This window comes from Aedoeadaptatus coxii (genome assembly GCF_001553115.1).
Lineage (GTDB): Bacteria > Bacillota > Clostridia > Tissierellales > Peptoniphilaceae > Aedoeadaptatus > Aedoeadaptatus coxii.
Genome location: NZ_KQ960155.1, coordinates 94,388 through 113,835 on the forward strand (window position 1 = coordinate 94,388; position 19,448 = coordinate 113,835).

Sequence of the window (19,448 nt, forward strand, 5' to 3'; positions counted from 1 at the left end):
TTTTAGTGTCTCGCACTAAATTAAAAGTATCTTGTCTACAAATAGTCTACGCCCCTGGCGCCCTTTCGTCAAGGAAAAATATAAGAGAAAAGAAAAAGCCCGAAGGCACTTGGTGTCCTTCGAGCAGTGTTTCACATTTCATCTTTTCCTCCCGGCCACGGCGGTGCTTCGAGATCGGCTTTCAGTTCTTTTTTCGCCTTTTCCAAATCGTAGGGCGCGGAGGCCTTCTTATTCTTCTTTCCCGGAAGTTGCCAACTATAATCCAGTTGGTCGCTTTTAATTCCATTTTCTCCATCGATTAACCAAGAAGCCGAGGTGTCATTGCTCATGGCAGCCTGAACTTTAGGCTGTCCATTTTCAATGATCATGTGTACCTTATAGTCATCGTTGATAGATGCGCGTTCCTTGCCGTCGTCAAAGGTAAGATCTAACGATACGATGACATCATAGGTTCCGTCGCCGTTGTCGATAAATTTTTCATCCTCAACTTTCGCCTTTTTTAAAACGGCCTTCCGTCCTACGGTTTCACATCGATACCGGTTCATTTCTCGTTTGTCTTTCATAAATTGTCGAAGTGTGTCAGAATCCTTGCTCAAATTACTGGTTCTCAACTCCCTGATTGGAACAAAGTCGTGAAAATCATTTAGAATAAAATTCCGCGCCGTTTTTAAGCAAGGCTGTTTCCACTTGCCTTTCGCAATCGAGTAGTAAGGCATCACGGAAAAAATTGCTACGAGGACGATAAGCGTCAGGCTGCCGGTAACAATAAATAACTTCTTCATTTCAAACCTCCTTCTATTTCATATGATATTTTCGTTCTATGTATGTTTCCGTCGGCACTCAACGTAAATACCGCTTGTTAATTTTAATTTACAACTTGCTTCGCCCTGCAAGGTTACAAATAGATAAATAAAGATTTATATTTTGTCTAAGATAATGTGCACAAATTATTTTAAAAATAAAAAAAGATCCGGCGAACCGGATCTTGGAATCCCGCCCGGCCGGACTTCATATAATTCAGACCCGCCCTTAATATAAGGTGGGTAATCTGCTAACTACTTCTAACTTCCACTCAGTGGAGGCTTGTTATAGGTAACTAAACACGATTTCCCGTGTCTGATTTGTCGGTTGAATTAACAGAAGTAATCGAACCGGGCAGGAAAATTTCTTATCTATATTATAATACGGTGTTTCATATTTATCAAGGCGATGTAGTTTTCACTTTCAGATCTACAGCACCCATTCGATGAGAAGCTCGATGGGCCGCGCGTCGGAAACCAATCGGTAAATGGGGTTGGCTTCCTGTGCCTTTCGAATCATCTCGTTCATTGTTTCGGGATCGCCGTCGCCGTAATAAAACAACTTTACCTGAATCTCCTCGATGTCGGCGGGGTCGTCGTAGCCTCTCACGGGGATCATACGCAAGGGATTGGTAAGCTTGGCGCGAACGAGCCCTTCAATTTCGTCGAGAAGGACGCCTTTTGACTTAAGTTCTTTTACCGATATAAAAAGTATGGAGGAAAGTAGACTTCCTAAAAAATAGGACATGCTCGTCACTTTTTCGTACTCGTTGTCGAAGCTGACTGCGTTGCCTACTAAAAGTTCTACGCGATCGGTGTAAAGCTTTACATCTTTTAAATCGGGATAGGTCCCCCGCATGCTCATTTCAAAATAGCGGGCTTCCGCCGGTTTTTCTTCCCGCTTCGCCGCGGAGGAGAGGGTCGTCTTATTGTCCATAGCGGTTTCTCAATTCTTTTTTAACCGATTCCAAGACGGCGAGTTTTTCCTCGATGTGTTCCAGTTCGTTCACCGGCTTTTTGGCGAAGGTGGCGAAGCCGCAATCGGGATTGAGCATGATTTTCTCCGGCGGCAAATAGTCCATAACCTCTTCCACTCGCTTTATAATGGATTCTTTCGATTCCGTGGCATCTTGTCTCGGGTTCATGACGCCGAGGCCGAGGGTGGCGTGTTCGAAAATTTTCTTGTTTTCGAAAAGGGATGCAATATCCCCTGCCCGATCGGTGGAATATTCCAGAAAATAAATATCCGCCTTTACCGCTTCGAAAAGTTCGAGAAGGGGGGTGTAGGAGCCCGTCAAAAGAATGGTTTCGTCTTTGCTCCAATTGCCCCGGCAAACGTGGAGAGCGGCGCGGGATTTCTCACGATCCACCGACGCCAATACTTCTTTAATTAAGCCCGTGGCGAAAATCAGCTCTTCCGTAGGGTCTTTCTTTTCCGAAAGTGAGGCGCACATAAAGGTGCGCGTGTGTTCAGGAGAAAAGACGACTTCCGTGAGCACGGGCTCGTCGAATTGTATGATCTCCACTCCCTCTTCCTGCAGTTCGCGAATTTCCTCTTTGAATATGGCCACTACATCGGCGCCGAGCTCTTCTTTTGAGTTGTAATAATTGTCGGAAAGGCCTTTAAGCCACATGGAGCGGGTTACGAGATAGGGCCCGGGAAGGGTGATTTTCTTTTTGCTTTTCGTCATGCGCTTCATGGCCCGAAGTTCTTCCAACACCAGGGGTTTGTCTCGGGTGACTTTTCCGGCGCAAATAGCATTTTTTATGCTGTTGGCAGGCACGTCCAAAATGGAAAGCATGTCTTCGTATGCTTTTTTGTTTTCGATATAGGGGAGCATATCGCTCATGCTCATCATATTGACGCCGCCTAAAGCGCCGGCGATAAAGGACACGTAATTGTCTCTGGAAAGTTCGCCACAGGTAATGTAATCCACATCGTATGCGTCTTGAAGCTTTACTACTTTTTCCGTGGCGTCTTCCACCATTGCGTCGTAATCCTCTTTGCTCATGCGGCCCTTGTCCACGTCGCGGACAGCTTTTAACAGGGCATTGCCTCGCGGCATGGAGCCCATAAGGGATACTTCAAACATGAATACCTCCTAATAAGGAAAGCCCACCCTCTATGGGCGGGCTCTCAAATGGCTTCTTAGATTTCAAAGAAGTTCATATAGTCTACTGCTTTACGAATTTCTTCAAAATTAGTGGTACGACCGGGAACCCATTTTTTCAGGCCTTCCAAGTCGAGAATTTCTTTGTCCCGTTCTCTGGAATAATCCATGGTGAGCAGGACATCGTCGAATTTTTTCAAATCTTCGTCGGCTACATCCTCGTGAGCTGTGAAAATGCAGTGGTCGAATAAATTGGTTTTGCCGATGACTTCCAATTGGTTGCCGTCGATGGTGCCGTCTTTCACCCATGCGTTAAAGTTGCCTTCAATGGCGAAGCCTGCCACATTGTCGCCTGCTTCTACAGATTTAACGGCGTCGAGTTCGCCGCCGGTGTGGTCGCCGTCGAGGCCTACGCCGATGTCGTAGCGCACTTCTTCGTAATCTTTACCGAACTCAAGGCCTTGTTCCCGTAAAAATTGAATGGGAATGAGGCGAGCTTGAGGGGAATCGATGGCGCCGAAGGCAATTTTTTTACCTTTGACATCCGCTACGGATTGTATACCGCTGCCTTTTTTGGCCACGAGGACGGTATGGAGATCTCTGTCCGTATCGCGCATTAAGCCGTATTTAATTTTGTCCCCTAAGCGTAGTTCCGCTTCCCGATTGGCGAGGGGCGAATTCCACGCCACGTCGATTTCTTTCGCTACGAGGGCTTTAATTTGATGGCGATAATCGTCGAAGAACACAGGCTCGATTAAAATGTCCATGTCTTGATCTTCGATGTATTGACGAATCATATCCCAAATAACGGTTACTTTCGGGTCGTAAATAACGGCGCCGACTTTTAATGTTTTGGTCATTATTTAATCCTTTCTAAAATAAAACGAGCGATGCATACGCCTTCGCTCGTTTTTATACCCAATTTTTACGGAATCATTTGTCCGGTTAAGACGCTGCCGATCCATTGATGTAAAATGTCGAGACTGGGCGCCATAACTTGTCCTGCGAGGGCATCTGCAAAATAGTGAGCGAAGTTTCTGAATTGGCTGTATGCGCGGCCGCCGCCCACTTGCATACCGAGCTTGCCGCTTTCCGTTACATTTTCGATGGCGATAACGCGCGCGGAAAGAATTTTCGGAAGGGCGTCTGCATCGCCGCGACGTGCGGCCATAGCAGCTTCTCGCGTTGCGGAAACACCTGCAAAGGCGTTGTTGTAAATGGTGGAAATATGGTGTTTGATCGTGTCTACTTCGGAGAGTTTGCTTCCGTCGGGGAAGGTTCTGTCCGTTGCGTGCATAATGGCTTCGTTGGAAATGGCGACGTTTAATCCGCTGTAAACCGAGGCGAGGCCTTGAATAAATAAGGGCGCGACGAGGGTAAGGATTTGTTCCATACCGGATGTGTTGTCGCCGGTGCGATAAAGTTCGTCGATTTCCACATTATCCATATACATGGGGCAGGACACATTGCCTTTTAAGCCGATGCCGTTCCAGCGTTCCATTTTAAAGGTCAAGCCGTCACTTTCGATGGGCACGCAGAAATTGTCGGTGTCGGCGCGGCCTTCGCCGGTTTTAGCGATGACCATGTAGTAGGATGCGTATTCTGCAGAAGTTACCATGCTCTTGGAGCCGTTAAGGAGCCATTTGTCGCCCTTCTTTTCTGCCGTTGTTTCGGGATAATAGAAGCTTACGCCGCTTCCCGATTCGGAATATGCGAGGGCAAGAGTTTTGCCTTCTTCAATAACTTCTTTTACAATTTTTTTCTTTAATTCATCTTTTCCGGCGTTTAACACGATATTTAACGCAACATTGTGCATCATGTAGGTTAAACCCACGGTTGCCGATTGTTCGGAAAAAGCGCGAATAATTTCCGAGTGATCGTAAATGTCGCCGCCTAAGCCGCCTAATTCTTTAGGGATTAATAATTTTAAATAGCCTTCTTTTTTAAGTTCTTCGAAGACAGCTTTCGGGAATTCCGGTTTTTCGGAAAGATCGCGTGCGATAGGTGCAATGTGTTTTGCAGCAAATTCCTTTGCTCCGTTGTAATATTCCATAGTTTCCTCCTTAAAAATAAGTTCATTTCGGTATGTACGGGAATCGTTTCCATCGTGGAAAAAAGAAACCCTACAAACTAATTACAGTTTTAACAGATTTTATGGAATGCTTCAACGGCATTATTTTTCGACTTTTGAATTTTTCCCTCATAAATGACAGTTCTAAGCCATTTAAACTGTATATATTTTATTTTAAAATATAACTATTCTCGTATAGGTTCTTTCTATAGATCACTACCGCCGCCATTCATAAAATCTTTCGGCACCTCGGAGCGAAAGGTTATGGCCTTTCCCGTGCGCGGATGGAAAATGTCTACGGAGGCGACGTGGAGGTGCACGCCACCCTTGCCGCCGCCGTAAAGTTCGTCGCCGACGATGGGGTGGCCGATGTAGGCCATGTGGCAGCGAATTTGGTGGCATCGCCCCGTTTCCAGCGTCAATTCGAGAAGGGAGTTTTCGCCGATCTCCAGGGGCGCGTAATGGGTGACGGCCCGTTGCCCGTCTTTTCGCACGACGCGCACCAGGGATTTGTCGCCGGGGCCCATGGGCGCATCCACCGTTCCCCTTTCGGCGACTTTTCCCCGCACGAGGGCCACATAGGTTTTGCTTTGTGTATGGCGGTCTAACAGTTTTAAATAGGCGAAGGGATTTTTGCACACCACCATGACGCCGGTCGTTTCTTTATCCAATCTTCCCAGCATACGTACTTTCCGTTTTAATCCGATGGAATCAAAATAGCCGGCGATTTCATTTGCCAGAGTTTCCGTAGGATACATTCTGCAGGGCATGGAGGGAATCACACCCTTTTCAATCACGAGAAGATCTTCGTCCTCAAAGAGTATGTTTTGGCGGAAAGGACTTGGGGAAAGATCGCTACTTTCCTCTGCAAACTCGACGATCACCCTGTCCCCCGCTTTTAAAGGACTTGTGCGAAAAAGTATTTCCCCTTCCCTCTTGACTCGGCCGCCTCGGAAAGAGCGTTTGATCAGGCTATGGGAAAAGCCGGCTCTTTTTAAAAAATCGTCGGCGCGTTTAAAATCTTTGTCAATTTTTAATTTTAACCGGTCATCGCTTTTCATTTTTCCTCTTTTCATTTACCATATTATATGAGTTACATTTCAAGAACGGAGGTGACTATGAATAAGATCATTAATATTATTTCGAATTCAAATTTTGAAAGTCGTCGCACGACGAAAAATCTGATTCAGAAATTAAAGGAACACCACTTTAATCCTACCACCACTTTAAATCCGAAGGCCGCACTAACCATTACCGTCGGCGGCGACGGCGCTTTTATTAAGGCGGTGAACCGTACGAAGTTTGCCGCAACGCCTATCGTCGGCATTAATACGGGGCATTTGGGGTTTTACCAGGAGATTAATCCCGAGAAACTCGACGACTTTATCGAGGATTATAAAAATAATCGCTATCATGTGGAACAGCTTCCTATTTTAAGCGCGGAAATTTATACCAATCAGAAAAAGTTCTATGCTCAGGCCATTAACGAAATCGTCTTAAAGGCGCAAAACTCCAAAGTTATTCACATGAATATTTTCGTGGACCGCAACCACTTGGAGAAATTTTCAGGGGACGGCATGTTGGTGGCGACGCCGTCGGGAACCAGCGGCTACAATCTTTCCCTTGGGGGAAGTCTCGTTCATCCTGAAGTAAACGCCATGGCCATGACGCCCCTCGCCGGGATTTCCTCATCCAGCTACCGCTCCATGAAGTCCACTATCGTCTTCCCCGGCCATCACGTGATCAGTCTCGTGCCCGAACGGCGCTACGCCAATTCCAATTTAGTTTTAATCGACGGGAGAGAACACAGCTACTCCCAGTTTAAACGCATTAATATTAAATTTTCGGATAAGCGCATAAATAAACTCGTCTTCGAAAATAATTACTGGGAAAATATTAAAAGTAAATTCCTCTAAAAAAAGCCCTTTCCGAGGGAGCAACGGCTCCTTCAGAGGGCTTTTATTATGCTCTTTGTTCCCTGTGGTTTTTATAAACCTCACACATGAGGCGATATTCCGTCTCCACGATTTCGCTCCACGCGTAGGAGCGCACGTGATCGTAGCAAGCATCGGAGAAGGGGCGGTTTTCCCGCACGGCTAGAATTTGTTTTTCAATGGCTTCTTCCAGCCCCTGAACATAATCGTCAATTTCCAGTTTAAAGGGCTCGTCCGTATTGTAAAGTTTCGGCAGAGGCACCACTTCCACCACATCGCTTTTTAAAAAATCGTCGCCGAGAAGTTCTAAAAGCCCTTCCAGTTCCGAGGTTACGAGGCGCATGCGGCAGGCCAGCGCTTCAATGGCGATGAGCCCCAGCCCTTCGTAATAACTGGGCAGGACGAAAATATCGCAGGTCTTCATGTGGGCGCCCAATGCCTTTTGATCGATGACATTGTGGATCTTAAAGCCTTCTTTGTAATGGGCGCACTCGAAAATGCGATCTTTCTTTTCAAGGGATTCTTCCCCGATTAGTTCCATTTCAATTTCAGGGTATTTCCGCTTTAAATTGGGATAGGCTTTCGCCAATTCGTAGACGCCCTTGGCGCGGGAAAGTTTTCCGGCGTAAATAATCTTAATGGTTTTTTCGTGGCGCCAAATGCCCTGATCGTTAAAGACATTTTGATTGTAGCCTCCGCCGGTAACGGTGATCTTGTTTTCGGGAATGGCGTACATTCTGGAAATGGCGGCCTTGTCTTTTTCCGAAAGGGCGAAGACGTAATCCAGCTCGTTCATATGGGTGGTGTAACGTTCCAAGAGATCGTCGTGTTTTTCTCCTTGGCGAAGGTCGGTGCCGTGGCAAATGCCCACGACGGGGGTGTCGGGGAAAAGCTCCAATACCATATCCGTCAAATACCAAATGTGGTGGGCGACGATAAGATCGGGCTTAAAGGTTTCCTTGGCTTCTACGAGGCGCTTTTTAAACGCCGCTCGCCAGGTGGCGATCATCTCCTCGGTCATGTGCGAGTACACCGTGTTGTTATAGGGCATTTCGTCGCTCATGCCGGCGATGGGAAAGGGAATCTCGTCATTTTGAAAGGCGACGGGAAATGTTTTTTGAGAAAAATCGAAAGTATAAGGTGCTTGCACTGCGTAAACCAGCGCCTGTTCCATGCCTTTTTTCTCCAAGCCGTCTACGAGGTTTGAAAAATAAACGCCACTTCCCGTCCGCGTCGGAAGTTGGGCGAGGGTGTGTAAAATTTTCATAGCATCTCCTAATTTTTATTTCCGTACATTTGCTTATACCGCGCAATGGCGTCGTCCGTTAAAAAGTCGTGAGCCGCATTGATTTCCTGGAAGATCTTCGTCGTATCTTCTCCCGGATTTAAGTCTGGATGGTATTTTTTCGCAAGGCGTTTATAGGCGAGGCGCACTTCGTATTTGTCCGCCGAAAGATCCAGCCCCAGGCGATGAATGGCCGCTTCGTATTTTTCCTTAAAGCCGCCGTCGTAGCTTGCGCCGGCATACCCGCCGTTGGTGTAGCCGCCGCCATGTCCCCCGCTGTAATCGTCGTAGCCGCCGAAGTTTTGTTGATTGAAGAAAGCTTCAAATTGGCGTCTGAACATTTCCTCTTCAAATGCCGCCTGTTCTCTTTCCTTGCGACGGCGTTCCGCTTCCATGCGACGCTCATAGCGTCTGCCGTAATCTCCCATGGATTCGTAACTTACATCTTTCCCCAAAAGATAGTAATCTGCGCGCTCGTAAAAATATTCCGTCACCATGTACTGAACGTATTTGAGCCGCGTAACGGCAAAGGATCCGATAATGGGAAAAATTAAAATAAGTAAGATAATCAGAGACCAAGGCACGCCGCCGCTGGAGCGGAAACTCATGGGAATCCACAACAGAATAAACACAAAACAGCCGCCGAAAAATAAGACCGATAGAAGTAAGCTTCTAAAGGATCTGGAAAGTTCCGTGAGCAAACTGAAGATCGTAATTAAAAATTCAAATACATAGTCCAGTGCCGTGCCGATGGTTTTGAAAAAGTTGCCGTAAAATTTATTCATTCTCCCTCCTATAGCGTTCCATAAACGCCAGGTCATCTAATTCCAAATCATTTTCCCCGGCTAAGGTTTCCAAATGATGGGTAAGCTCGTGGTAGAGCGTTTCCTTTAATTGGTAAGCCAAGTCCTCGTGGGGAAGATGGCCGAAAAGGGCCATAAAGGATCCGTAATAAAGTTCGATGGCGCGCACCGTACCCATGACGCGATAATGACCGAGGATGTAAAGCTCGTTAAATTCCTCGTCGTGTATGGCTTTGCGCGAAAATAACACGCCGCCGTTTAAACCGTTTAAATATTCTTGGGGAAGTGCGTCTACCGCATCGTCTAAAATTTCCGCCATTTCGTCAAATCGATCGTCCATTACAGCCTCCTGAACTTTCATTATATGAGATCCGCGGGAATTTATAAAGACATTCAGCTCTTTCCGAAAAACTTTTGCCTTTTCCTTACCTTTATGACGACACAAAAAAAGAATCGCCGAAGCGATTCCTTTTGTTTTTATAATTCGTTGCGTAGGGGATCGTCTCCTGCGCGAACTTTCAAGAATGTTAAGAGGCCGACGATCATCGCCACGCCGACGGCGAGAGGAATAATCGGCGATTGAACAAATGCCGCGATGAGGTAGCAAATGGCACTGACTGCCGCCACCGTCATGGCGTAGGGCAATTGTGTGGATACGTGGACGACGTGATTGCAACCGGCACCCGCCGAGGACATAATCGTCGTATCGCTAATGGGCGAGCAGTGATCGCCGCAGACAGCGCCTGCCAAGCAAGCGGAAAGGCCGATGAAGAATACGGGATTTTCTACGCTGAACATGCTGACGACGATGGGGATTAAAATACCGAATGTACCCCAGCTTGTGCCCGTAGCAAATGCGAGAAGGGCGGCTACGATAAAGATAACGACGGGCAGGAAGTATTGAAGTCCGCCGGCGACGCCGTTCATTATATTGGCGACGTATTCGGCGCTGCCTAATAAATCGTTGGAGATGTTCTTCAGTGCCGTCGCCATGGTTAAAATCATAATAGCGGCGACCATGGAGTTAAATCCTTCCGTCAAGCAATTCATGGATTCGCCGAAATCCAAAACTCGGCGAATTAAAAGGTAAGCGATAGTAACGATCAGCGTAATGAGGGCGCCCCAGGGAAGGCCCACGGTGGCATCGGTGTTGCCGAATGCGCCGACGAAATCGCCTTGGAAGCCGCTGGCGGGATCGAAGAAACCGCCGACGTAAATTAAAGCGATTACGGATACGCAGATTAAGAAAATAATGGGGAGAACGAGGTCTAAAAGGCTGGCGTGATCCGCCGTCGTATCTTCTATTTTTTCTTCTCGAAGTGCGCTGTGATCGTTATCTTGTAAAGCGTCTTCTTCATACTTGAGCATGGAGCCGAAGTCGTCGTGTTTCCAAATTAAAACTACAACGAAAACCAAGGTTAAAATCGAATAAAAGTTATAGGGTATGGCCTTTACGAACATGGTAATGCCGCTCATGCCCGTGCCTTCGGCGTAACCGGATACGGCCGCCGCCCAGGAACTAATGGGGGCGATCATACAAATGGGCGCCGCCGTAGCGTCGATAATGTAGGCGAGCTTTGCTCTTGAAATTTTGAAGCGGTCCGTTACGGGCTTCATAACCGAGCCTACGGTTAAGCAGTTAAAGTAGTCGTCGATAAAAATTAAAATACCGAGGAAGAAAGTGGCAATTTGCGCGCCGCGGCGAGAGGTAATTCTGCGGGCTGCCCATTCGCCGAAGGCGCGGGTGCCGCCGCTTTTGTTAATGAGGGCGACCAACATCCCGAGAAAGACGAGGAATAAGAAGATGCCCGCCGTGCCGGAAACTGCCGCAGTTAAACCTTCGTTAATGACGTGATCCATGGTAGTGGTAAAGGATCCGCCGGAAGATAAAATGGCGCCGACGAAAATACCGATGAACAACGAAGGGAAAACTTCTTTCGTAATCAGCGCCAAGCTAATGGCGACGATGGGCGGAACCAATGCCCAGAACGTGGCGTGGGTTTCCGCGCCGCTTGCCGCCACGGCAAAGCTGCCGCCGACGGCGATAATGCCCAGTACCAGGGCGATAAGTAAATTTCTGCGATTTGTCATTACATTTTCCTTTCTGATTCAAAATATAATAGCGAATCAATCGAAACAAAAAAAGCCATGATACTATCATGGCTTTTGAATTTCCGTACGAAAAGAAAATCCTAAAGACACGATAGCGCTCCGTTCGCTCGGCGAACGACAGTACGCAGGATATTTTCCTACGTCCCGGCGAAAAGTATCCGTGGACACAAATACTTAACCCTCGGCACGTTTCCCTTTCCCGAAGATCCATTGACCGGAGATGATCGGTACTGATGAAACATGCGCCTCTATCATGCAGATTCGATTGTTGTATATGAGTATACGAAGCTTTACTCGGAAAGTCAAGTATAAACTTCATTTTTATAAAATAATTAAACTGACCCCCATGACGAGCATGCCGAAAATCACGCCTACTAAGGATAAATGAGTTTCGCCGTAAGCGCGGGATGCGGGCAAAAGTTCGTCGAAGGAAATTAATACCATGATCCCCGAAATAGCGGCAAACACGATGCCGAATAAGGTGGTGGTTAAAAAGGGACGCAAGACCAAATAAGCGAGAATGGCGCCTAAAGGTTCTGAAACGCCGCTTAAAAAGGTGAGCCAAAGGGCTTTCTTTTTTCCTCCCGTGGCGAAATAAATCGGCGCCGCCACTCCGATTCCCTCGGGAATATTATGCATGGCGATGGCGATAGCGATGGAGACGCCGACGGCGGGATCTAAAAGGGTGGTCATAAAAGTAACCATTCCTTCCGGAAAATTGTGAACGCCGATGGCGATGGCGCTTTTAATGCCCACTTTTTCAAGGGCCTTTTCCCGCCCTGCCGCTTCCATTTCCTCGCCGCTTTTTAAATCGTGGGGCTCGTCGGCTTCGGGCACCAAGTGGGAAATTAGACCGAATACGGCCATGGAACCGAAAAAAGCGCCCAGCGTCGCCAAACCGGCGGCGCGTTCCCCCATGGTTTTTTGAAAATATTCCGTGGCCATGGGCATCATTTCCATAAAGGAAATGTAAATCATGACGCCGGCGGAAAAGCCGAGGGCCGAGGACAGAAATTTTTTATTGTCCGATCCCGTAAAAAATACGATCACCGCACCGAGCATGGTGGCAAGGCCTGCGAGCGCCGTATTTAAAAAGGCCACACCTACATTCGACATAAATTCCTCCTAATAATGTTTTAAAAGAGTATGGGCGAGTTCTAAAAGATCTAAGCCGAGTTCGTAGCGATCGCCCATTAAATCGTAAACGCCGTCTTCCGTTAAGACGCCGCGGTTAATATCGTCGAGCTTTCCCGCCTCGTCGGCTTCTAAATCTTCGTTCATGTCCTCGCTGCCGTAATAATCTCTGAGAATCATATAGCGTTCGTTCAGCGCGGCGACTTTTTCCATGGCTTCGCGAAGCTCTTTTTGACAGGCTAATTGTTCTTCTAAAATTTCTTCCATACCCATAACACGTTTTTTAATTGCTTCCATCGATATCCTTCTTTCTAAAATAAAAGACGCCTTGCGGCGCCTTTTTAATCGCGGAAGAGACGAATGGCCTCTTTCGACATACGATCTAATATAAGTGCTTGAACAACAATTTTAATCACAAGCATTAAACCTTGGAATGGCAATTTGCTCATTAACACAGCTTGGAAGGGGTTGCCGTATAGCATGTGTACCCAATAGGTTCCCATCAAGCAGTTAACGAGTACTGTGATGACCACGTTGGCGAGAACGATGCGTTTGATGGTAAGGTCTTTTTTGTAAAAGAAAACACCGTAAAGCGCCGCGCTCAGAAAAGCGTTAAAGGTGAACCCCGGGAAATAAGGACCGGTAGGTTTCATCATAAAGCCGACGATGTCCGCCACAATGGCGGCGATCCCGCTGGCAATAGGCCCTAACGTCGTCGATGCCAAGGTGACGGGAATAAAGGAAAAGCTGATCCGTTGATAGTTTCCGAGATCAATTCCCAAGGTACGCGCAAAGACAATTTGCAGCGCCACCATGGCTGCCAAAAAGGTCAGTTTCTTCGTATTAAATTGTTTCATTGTTCCTCCTTAAAGCTGCTAAAGAGGATAGCAGCGGATGCGGCAAAAGATAGCGAGCCTCTTATCTCTTCGTTTGAGGGCAACTTCCCATCCCTCAACACTTAACGCCTTTTGCCTACTCTACATAACGAAACTATTATAAACGTTTTGCGTGTCTTCTACAAGGTTTTAATAAAGATATTAAATGGCGTTGACGCTGCCGAGGAAAATTTCCCCCGTATCGCCGTTAACCGTAATCACATCGCCGGGATGGAGACCGTCGACGATGCCAACACATCCTACGACGGAGGTGACCCCCAGGTTCATTCCCGCAATGGCGGAAGGGGATGTAAGCCCTTCTTCTTCGGAGACGAATCCGCCCGCCCGTTCGATAAACGGAGCAAGCTCTTTTCCGTAGCCTTTAACGACGAGAATATCGCCGTCGGTAAAGTCGCGCACAAAATCCATATCTTCGTTTACGATGCGCGCCCTGCCCGTTTTAATGCCGCCGCCGAGGCCCGTGCCTTTATGAAGTGTGGAGGCCACCTGATGAATTTTAATGACATTGGTGCTTCCGGCGACGCCTTGGGGGATCCCCGCCACCATGGCAATTAAATCGCCGTCGTGAATCCAGCCGGCACGCTTCACGATCCGCGCTGTGTCGTCAAAAATATGTTTGCCGCGCGTGCTGCCGAGAACCCCCGTGACGCCCCATTGAAGATTCATTTGTCGGAGCACCCGCTCGTCTTCTGTGACGGCAAAAACCTTTGTCTTCGGGCGAAATTTCGAAAGATTCCTGGAACTGTAGCCCGTCGCCGTGGCGATGACGATGGCGTCGCAAGCCAGTTGATCCGCCATTTCCACGGCATGTTGCACCACGGTATTAGTGGTGCTTTTTTTGAAGCTCGTCAAATGTTTATAGGGTTCTTCTTCTTTTAATACGGGCTCCGTCACCTCGGCAATGCGCGCCATGGTCTTGACAGCCTCCAAGGGATACTCGCCCATGGCCGTTTCCCCGGAAAGCATGACCGCGCTCGTGCCGTCGATAATGGCGTTGGCCACATCCGCCACTTCGGCGCGGGTAGGCCTGGGGTTGCGAATCATGGAATCCAGCATTTGCGTCGCCGTAATGACGGGAATGCCTTCGGCAATGGAACGGGCGATTAATTCTTTTTGCACCATGGGCACACGCTCCGTTTCAATTTCCACGCCCATGTCGCCGCGCGCCACCATAATGCCGTCGGCGGTGGCAATAATATCGTCCATATTGGCGATACCCTCTTCATTTTCGATTTTTGCAATAATTTTAATGCCGTCGCCGCCGTGCTGTTCCAAGACGTCGCGAATGGCGAGGATGTCGTCCTTCTTCCGAATGAAAGACGCGGCGATAAAATCCATATCCTCTTCAATGGCCAGGAGAATATCCTGAATATCTTTTTCCGTAAGGGCGGGCAAATTAATTTGCGCTCCGGGCACATTGATTCCCTTATGATTGCTGACGACGCCGCCGTTTAAAACCTTCGTGTGAATGGTGGTGCCCTCGATAGAGGTAACCTCCAAGGCAATTAAACCGTCGTCAATTAAAATTTTTTGACCCGGCTTAACGTCGCGGTAGAGATTGTCGTAGGTTTGGTAGACGCCTTCCCCGTCGCCGAGACGCTCTTCCCTGTAAAGGCTAAAGGACGATCCCGGTGTCAGCTCTACACTCTCTTCTTTAAAATCCCCTGTTCGAATTTCGGGGCCTTTCGTGTCCAGCATGGTGGCGATGGATGTCTTTGTCGCCCGCGCCGCTTCTCGTATGGCGGCGAGCTCTTCTCTGTGGCTTTCGTGATTGCCGTGGGAAAAGTTGAGCCGAAATACGTTCACCCCGGCTTCGATTAAAGCGCGAAGCATATCAGGGCTCGACGATGCAGGCCCGACAGTGGCCACGATTTTCGTCTTTTTCATACTGCCTCCTAAATGGAAATTTTATCCAGCGTGTCGTACAGTGCGCGGTCGAAGGTTTTTTCCACGGCGAGGGCTTCCCGTAAATCGAAGGATTTAATTTTCCCCTCGGAAAGGCCCAGGGCCAGGGAGCGCTTTTCCTCGCCGCAAAGGAACACGGCTTCGGCGCCGAGCCTGGATGCGTTAATGCGATCTTTTCCCGTGGGAATGCCCCCTCTTTGGGTGTAACCTAAAATAGTGACGCGCGTTTCCACCCCCGTCGCCTCTTCCAAATCTTTTGCGAGGCCGTAGGCGGGAATCTGCTCTTCCGTCAGGAGAATAATATGGTGGCGCTTGCCCCGTTTCTTTCCCGCCAAAATTTTATTTTTAACGCCGTCAAAATCGAAAGGTACTTCGGGAATAATCACGCTTTCCGCGCCGCCGGCGATGCCGGCATAAAGGGCGAGATCGCCACAATGTCTTCCCATAACTTCGATAATATTGGCGCGCCTTAAGGCACTGGAGGTGTCGCGAATTCTTCCCACAGCTTCCAAAATAGTTTCCACCGCGGTGTAAAATCCGATACTCGCCTCCTGATAGCCTAAGTCGTTGTCGATGGTGGCAGGCAGAGTAATCACCGACTGCCCCGCATCGGAAAGGGCGAGGGCGCCTTTCATGGAGCCGTCGCCGCCGATGACGATTAAATGCTCCACGCCCTCTTCTTTTAAAATCTCTCGGGCACGTGCTATGCCTTCGTCGGTGCGCATTTCTTTCGATCGACTCGTGCCTAAAATCGTGCCCCCCTTATGAATAATATCCGCCACCGAGGAAAGGCCCATGGCGACGAAATCTTTTTCAAAAATACCGCTAAAGCCGTTGCGAATGCCCACCACGTCGTGGCCTTCGTAAATCGCCACCCGCACGACGGCGCGAAGGGCGGCATTCATTCCCGGAGCATCTCCTCCGCTTGTCAATACGCCGATTCTCATGTCGTCCTCACTTTCTCACAGCGTCGGTTTCGGGGTTCATTATCTCCCGTAAATCCCGAATCAATCCGTCGCCGTAGGATACGTAAAATTCTCTCGGCACGCCGAGGGCTTTTTTCGTGTCCTCAAAATAAAATACGACGGGCATGGAGCCGGGGTATCGCTTTAAGATCGCTTCCGCATCCCCCTGAAGCCCTTCGTTTTTTAAACGCAGGTAGAGGGTTTCTTTATCGTCCAGATCTTTTAGAGGCTTTACCGATTCCACCAATATTTTGCCCTCTTCCACATCACTTCCCTCGACGCGTCCTTTGACGGTTATCAGCTGTCCTTCTTCAAAAACGCCGGATTCCAAGCTTGCGTAGACGCTTGGAAATAAAACGAGTTCGATGGTGCCGTAAAGATCTTCCAAGACGCCGAATGCCATCATTTGGTTTTTCTTCGTCACCAGCGTTCGCTTTTCCCGCAAAAGACCGCCGAGGGTGGCGCTGTAAATCGTATCTTGACTTTCTAATGTTTCACGCACTTTTTGCGTGTCGTAATCGGTCTGATCCTTTAGACTTTTGACATAGGATTCCAAAGGATGACCTGATACATAAATGCCCATAACGTCGCGCTCGTATTCGAGTTTTTGCTTTTGATCGTAATCTTTTAATTTCGGCAAATGATCCCTTTGAGTTTCCGCCGTTTGAAAAAGGCTGACCTGCCCGGGAATATTGCGTCTGTTTTCCCCTTGCACGCCGTCGATTAATTTGTCGTAAACGGCGAGGTACTGGGGTCGATTGCCGCCCAGTTCGTCGAAGGCGCCGGCCTTAATGAGGGATTCCATACTCCGCTTGTTCATGGCGCCCGGAGCAACTTTATCCACCCGTTGAATAAATTCATTGAGGGAACTGAAAGGGCCGCCTTCTCTGCGGGCCTTTTCGATGGCTTCTACAAAATTCACGCCGACGTTTTTTACGCCCTTTAAGCCGAAGCGAATGGCGCCGTCTTCTACATTGAACTTTAAAAAGCTCTTATTGATACTCGGCGGCAAAATCTCGATGCCGAGACGCTTGCATTCTTCGATGTACATGCGCACGTGGGCAGTATCGGACATAAAGGATGTAATTTGCGCCGCCATAAAGGCCGCCGGATAGTAATATTTGAGCCACGCCGTTCGATACGCCACAACGGCGTAGGCTACGGAGTGTGATTTGTTAAAGGCGTAGTTTGCAAAGTCGATCATTAAATCGTAAATGACATTGGCGCTTTTTTCGTCCACGCCGTTTCGCATGGCTCCCGCCACGTCCACGGAGCCGTCGTCGTTTAAACTGCCGTAAATAAAATTTTGCCGTTCTTGTTCCATGACGGCCATTTTCTTTTTACTCATGGCGCGGCGCACGAGATCCGCTCGCCCCAGGGAATAGCCGCCGATTTTCCTGACGATCTCCATAACCTGTTCCTGATAGACGATACAGCCGTAGGTTTCCTCCAAAATCGATTCCAGCGCCGGATGAGGATAGGAAATTTTCGAGGGATCGTGTTTCGATTCCACAAATTTCGGAATTTGATTCATAGGCCCCGGTCTGAAAAGGGCGTTGGCGGCGGCGAGGTCGGCAAATTTCGTCGGCTTCAATTCTTTCAGGAAGGCGCGCATGCCGCCGCTTTCAAATTGAAACACGCCGAGGGTTTCCGCCCGTTGAAACATCTTCAACACATCGGGATCGTCGTAACGCATGGTGTCGAAATCCACGTCGATTCCGTAATCTCTCTTAATAAAATCTTTCGCATCCCGAATCACCGTAAGGGTTCTGAGCCCTAAAAAGTCCATCTTCAAAAGGCCCAGCTCTTCCAACTCGATCATATTAAATTGAGTGGAGATAATGTCGCCGTTTCGCGTAAGGGGCACGTAGTCTGTAATGGGATTTTGGCTGATGACCACCCCCGCCGCGTGGGTGGAGGTATGGCGCGGCACCCCTTCAATATGCAGCGCTAAATCCAACAGCCTGTGGATTTCCTCTTCGCTATCGTATTCCTTTTTAAGAGACGGCGATATGTCGAGAGCCCGCGTCAACGTAATGTTGAGCTCGTTGGGCACTTGCTTCGCCACGTAATCCACTCGCCCGTAGGGAAGGTCCATAACCCGCCCCACATCGCGAATGGCGGCGCGAGCGCCTAAGGTTCCGAAGGTGACGATTTGCGCCACGTGGTCTTCCCCGTATTTTTCGATAACGTATTCGATAACTTCTTCTCGCCGTTCGTAACAAAAATCCACGTCGATATCCGGCATGCTCACCCGTTCGGGATTTAAAAACCGTTCAAAGAGCAAGCCGAAGGCCAGGGGATCCACGTCGATGATTTCCAGGGCATAGCTAACGACGCTGCCTGCAGCGGAGCCGCGGCCGGGGCCCACCTGAATATTTTTCGATCGGGCAAAGCGAATAAAATCCCAGACGATGAGGAAGTAATCAGTGTAGCCCATGGAAAAAATCGTGTTCAACTCAAATTCCACGCGATCGCGAATCTCCTCGCTTACGGTTCCGTAACGGCGAATAAGCCCCTCTTCCACCAGTTCGCGTAAATAGCCTTCATTGGTGTAACCCGCCGGCAATTCAAAATGAGGCAAGTGAAGATTGTGAAACTCTAGCTCCACATTGCAACGCTCGGCAATTTTTACCGTGTTTTCCAACGCTTCCGGCGCAAAGGAAAAAATCTCCGCCATTTCCTCCGGGCTTTTGACGTAAAATTCGTCGCTGGGGAAGCGCATTCGTTTTTCTTCGCTTAAAATGGAGCCCGTCTGAATGCAGAGAAGGGCATCGTGTACGTCGGCATCTTCCCGTCGCAAATAGTGGCAGTCGTTGGTGGCGATCAGTTGTATTCCCGTTTCTTTCGACAGGCGAAGCAAGCGGCGATTAACATCTTTTTGCTCTCGCATGCCGTGATCCTGCAATTCCAAAAAGAAATTGTCAGGCCCAAAAATATCCCGGTAGCGCAAGGCGATGGCCTTCGCCCCTTCTTCATCGCCCTTTAAAAGGGCTTGTTGCACTTCGCCGCCGAGACAGGCGGAAGTGGCGATAATGCCCTTGTGATGTTTGCGAAGATCGTCCATGTCCACCCGCGGCTTGTAGTAAAAACCGTCGACGAATCCCGCCGAGACGATGGCCATTAAATTTTCAAAGCCTTCTCGATTTTCGGCGAGAAGAATTAAATGGTAGCGGGGATTTGAAGGATCTTTCAAAAGCTTATCTTTTTCCGTTACGTAAACTTCGCAGCCTAAGATCGGCTTGACGCCGGCCTCTTTCGCCGCCTTGTAAAAAGCCACGGCGCCGTACATATTGCCGTGATCGGTTAAGGCCACGGCATCCATGCCGAGGGATTTTACGAGCTCGGGCAATTCATCGATTTTGCTGAAGCCGTCTAAAAGGGAATATTCCGAGTGTAGATGTAAATGAACGAATGATGTCATGGCGTTCC

The 19,448-nt window shown here is 48.6% G+C and carries 17 protein-coding genes, 1 other RNA gene and 2 riboswitches; of the genes, 1 reads left to right on the top strand and 17 read right to left on the bottom strand.

Annotated features, from left to right (window positions below):
- Nucleotides 1–131: 131 nt before the first annotated feature.
- From HMPREF1863_RS00705 to HMPREF1863_RS00735, 7 genes are all read right to left on the bottom strand, one after another.
- Complete coding sequence (locus HMPREF1863_RS00705) at nt 132–782, bottom strand: hypothetical protein (protein ID WP_068366259.1); 651 nt, start codon at nt 780–782, stop codon at nt 132–134.
- 204 nt (nt 783–986) lie between these two features.
- Nucleotides 987–1,165, bottom strand: a non-coding RNA gene (ssrS, locus tag HMPREF1863_RS00710) — 6S RNA.
- Between the two features lie 65 nt (nt 1,166–1,230).
- Complete coding sequence (locus HMPREF1863_RS00715) at nt 1,231–1,737, bottom strand: OsmC family protein (RefSeq protein WP_068366262.1); 507 nt, start codon at nt 1,735–1,737, stop codon at nt 1,231–1,233.
- Nucleotides 1,727–2,893, bottom strand: a complete 1,167-nt coding sequence (locus HMPREF1863_RS00720) for a cobalamin-independent methionine synthase II family protein (protein WP_068366265.1) — start codon at nt 2,891–2,893, stop codon at nt 1,727–1,729. The genes HMPREF1863_RS00715 and HMPREF1863_RS00720 overlap by 11 nt, the downstream gene beginning before the upstream one ends.
- Before the next feature lie 56 nt (nt 2,894–2,949).
- A complete protein-coding gene (locus HMPREF1863_RS00725) occupies nt 2,950–3,771 on the bottom strand; it encodes a phosphate/phosphite/phosphonate ABC transporter substrate-binding protein (protein ID WP_068366268.1) in 822 nt (273 codons plus the stop codon).
- A 65-nt stretch (nt 3,772–3,836) separates the two neighbouring features.
- Nucleotides 3,837–4,964 (bottom strand): acyl-CoA dehydrogenase family protein, encoded by a 1,128-nt coding sequence (locus tag HMPREF1863_RS00730; protein ID WP_068366271.1) that lies wholly within the window; start codon nt 4,962–4,964, stop codon nt 3,837–3,839.
- 224 nt (nt 4,965–5,188) lie between these two features.
- Nucleotides 5,189–6,043: an RluA family pseudouridine synthase gene (locus HMPREF1863_RS00735; protein ID WP_068366274.1), complete on the bottom strand. Its 855-nt coding sequence runs from the start codon at nt 6,041–6,043 to the stop codon at nt 5,189–5,191.
- A 57-nt stretch (nt 6,044–6,100) separates the two neighbouring features.
- On the opposite strand from HMPREF1863_RS00735, the gene HMPREF1863_RS00740 reads away from it, so the two are divergent.
- Nucleotides 6,101–6,898 carry an NAD(+)/NADH kinase gene (locus tag HMPREF1863_RS00740; protein ID WP_068366277.1) on the top strand — a complete coding sequence of 266 codons (798 nt, stop codon included), beginning with the start codon at nt 6,101–6,103 and terminating at the stop codon, nt 6,896–6,898.
- 46 nt (nt 6,899–6,944) lie between these two features.
- Here the strand turns inward: HMPREF1863_RS00740 and HMPREF1863_RS00745 are convergent, their stop codons facing one another.
- The 10 genes from HMPREF1863_RS00745 to HMPREF1863_RS00790 form a co-directional block, all read right to left on the bottom strand.
- Complete coding sequence (locus HMPREF1863_RS00745) at nt 6,945–8,183, bottom strand: glycosyltransferase family 4 protein (protein ID WP_068366280.1); 1,239 nt, start codon at nt 8,181–8,183, stop codon at nt 6,945–6,947.
- Between the two features lie 8 nt (nt 8,184–8,191).
- Entirely contained in the window at nt 8,192–8,986 is a 795-nt protein-coding gene (locus HMPREF1863_RS00750) for a J domain-containing protein (RefSeq protein ID WP_068366283.1), read from the bottom strand.
- Nucleotides 8,979–9,344 (bottom strand): metallopeptidase family protein, encoded by a 366-nt coding sequence (locus HMPREF1863_RS00755; RefSeq protein WP_068366285.1) that lies wholly within the window; start codon nt 9,342–9,344, stop codon nt 8,979–8,981. Before HMPREF1863_RS00755 ends, HMPREF1863_RS00750 begins: the two co-directional genes overlap by 8 nt.
- A 137-nt stretch (nt 9,345–9,481) precedes the next feature.
- A complete protein-coding gene (locus tag HMPREF1863_RS00760; RefSeq protein ID WP_068366288.1) occupies nt 9,482–11,095 on the bottom strand; it encodes a Na+/H+ antiporter NhaC family protein in 1,614 nt (537 codons plus the stop codon).
- Nucleotides 11,096–11,200: 105 nt separating this feature from the next.
- Nucleotides 11,201–11,375: riboswitch (Lysine riboswitch) on the bottom strand.
- Between the two features lie 62 nt (nt 11,376–11,437).
- Nucleotides 11,438–12,232 (bottom strand): zinc transporter ZupT, encoded by a 795-nt coding sequence (gene zupT / locus HMPREF1863_RS00765; protein WP_068366291.1) that lies wholly within the window; start codon nt 12,230–12,232, stop codon nt 11,438–11,440.
- A 9-nt stretch (nt 12,233–12,241) separates the two neighbouring features.
- Complete coding sequence (locus HMPREF1863_RS00770) at nt 12,242–12,547, bottom strand: DUF4298 domain-containing protein (RefSeq protein ID WP_068366297.1); 306 nt, start codon at nt 12,545–12,547, stop codon at nt 12,242–12,244.
- 44 nt (nt 12,548–12,591) lie between these two features.
- Nucleotides 12,592–13,107 carry a folate family ECF transporter S component gene (locus tag HMPREF1863_RS00775; RefSeq protein WP_068366300.1) on the bottom strand — a complete coding sequence of 172 codons (516 nt, stop codon included), beginning with the start codon at nt 13,105–13,107 and terminating at the stop codon, nt 12,592–12,594.
- A gap of 29 nt (nt 13,108–13,136) precedes the next feature.
- Nucleotides 13,137–13,232: riboswitch (THF riboswitch) on the bottom strand.
- A 55-nt stretch (nt 13,233–13,287) separates the two neighbouring features.
- Nucleotides 13,288–15,033, bottom strand: a complete 1,746-nt coding sequence (gene pyk / locus HMPREF1863_RS00780) for a pyruvate kinase (protein WP_068366302.1) — start codon at nt 15,031–15,033, stop codon at nt 13,288–13,290.
- 8 nt (nt 15,034–15,041) lie between these two features.
- Entirely contained in the window at nt 15,042–15,998 is a 957-nt protein-coding gene (locus HMPREF1863_RS00785; RefSeq protein WP_068366306.1) for an ATP-dependent 6-phosphofructokinase, read from the bottom strand.
- Nucleotides 15,999–16,005: 7 nt separating this feature from the next.
- Nucleotides 16,006–19,440 carry a DNA polymerase III subunit alpha gene (locus HMPREF1863_RS00790; RefSeq protein WP_068366308.1) on the bottom strand — a complete coding sequence of 1,145 codons (3,435 nt, stop codon included), beginning with the start codon at nt 19,438–19,440 and terminating at the stop codon, nt 16,006–16,008.
- Nucleotides 19,441–19,448 lie beyond the last annotated feature (8 nt).

What these genes read in the sequence shown, in the direction of transcription:
- HMPREF1863_RS00705 (WP_068366259.1), bottom strand. Translation starts at nt 782, where the DNA reads ATGAAGAAGTTATTTATTGTTACCGGCAGCCTGACGCTTATCGTCCTC.
- HMPREF1863_RS00715 (WP_068366262.1), bottom strand. Translation starts at nt 1,737, where the DNA reads ATGGACAATAAGACGACCCTCTCCTCCGCGGCGAAGCGGGAAGAAAAA.
- HMPREF1863_RS00720 (WP_068366265.1), bottom strand. Translation starts at nt 2,893, where the DNA reads ATGTTTGAAGTATCCCTTATGGGCTCCATGCCGCGAGGCAATGCCCTG.
- HMPREF1863_RS00725 (WP_068366268.1), bottom strand. Translation starts at nt 3,771, where the DNA reads ATGACCAAAACATTAAAAGTCGGCGCCGTTATTTACGACCCGAAAGTA.
- HMPREF1863_RS00730 (WP_068366271.1), bottom strand. Translation starts at nt 4,964, where the DNA reads ATGGAATATTACAACGGAGCAAAGGAATTTGCTGCAAAACACATTGCA.
- HMPREF1863_RS00735 (WP_068366274.1), bottom strand. Translation starts at nt 6,043, where the DNA reads ATGAAAAGCGATGACCGGTTAAAATTAAAAATTGACAAAGATTTTAAA.
- HMPREF1863_RS00740 (WP_068366277.1), top strand. Translation starts at nt 6,101, where the DNA reads ATGAATAAGATCATTAATATTATTTCGAATTCAAATTTTGAAAGTCGT.
- HMPREF1863_RS00745 (WP_068366280.1), bottom strand. Translation starts at nt 8,183, where the DNA reads ATGAAAATTTTACACACCCTCGCCCAACTTCCGACGCGGACGGGAAGT.
- HMPREF1863_RS00750 (WP_068366283.1), bottom strand. Translation starts at nt 8,986, where the DNA reads ATGAATAAATTTTACGGCAACTTTTTCAAAACCATCGGCACGGCACTG.
- HMPREF1863_RS00755 (WP_068366285.1), bottom strand. Translation starts at nt 9,344, where the DNA reads ATGGACGATCGATTTGACGAAATGGCGGAAATTTTAGACGATGCGGTA.
- HMPREF1863_RS00760 (WP_068366288.1), bottom strand. Translation starts at nt 11,095, where the DNA reads ATGACAAATCGCAGAAATTTACTTATCGCCCTGGTACTGGGCATTATC.
- zupT (WP_068366291.1), bottom strand. Translation starts at nt 12,232, where the DNA reads ATGTCGAATGTAGGTGTGGCCTTTTTAAATACGGCGCTCGCAGGCCTT.
- HMPREF1863_RS00770 (WP_068366297.1), bottom strand. Translation starts at nt 12,547, where the DNA reads ATGGAAGCAATTAAAAAACGTGTTATGGGTATGGAAGAAATTTTAGAA.
- HMPREF1863_RS00775 (WP_068366300.1), bottom strand. Translation starts at nt 13,107, where the DNA reads ATGAAACAATTTAATACGAAGAAACTGACCTTTTTGGCAGCCATGGTG.
- pyk (WP_068366302.1), bottom strand. Translation starts at nt 15,033, where the DNA reads ATGAAAAAGACGAAAATCGTGGCCACTGTCGGGCCTGCATCGTCGAGC.
- HMPREF1863_RS00785 (WP_068366306.1), bottom strand. Translation starts at nt 15,998, where the DNA reads ATGAGAATCGGCGTATTGACAAGCGGAGGAGATGCTCCGGGAATGAAT.
- HMPREF1863_RS00790 (WP_068366308.1), bottom strand. Translation starts at nt 19,440, where the DNA reads ATGACATCATTCGTTCATTTACATCTACACTCGGAATATTCCCTTTTA.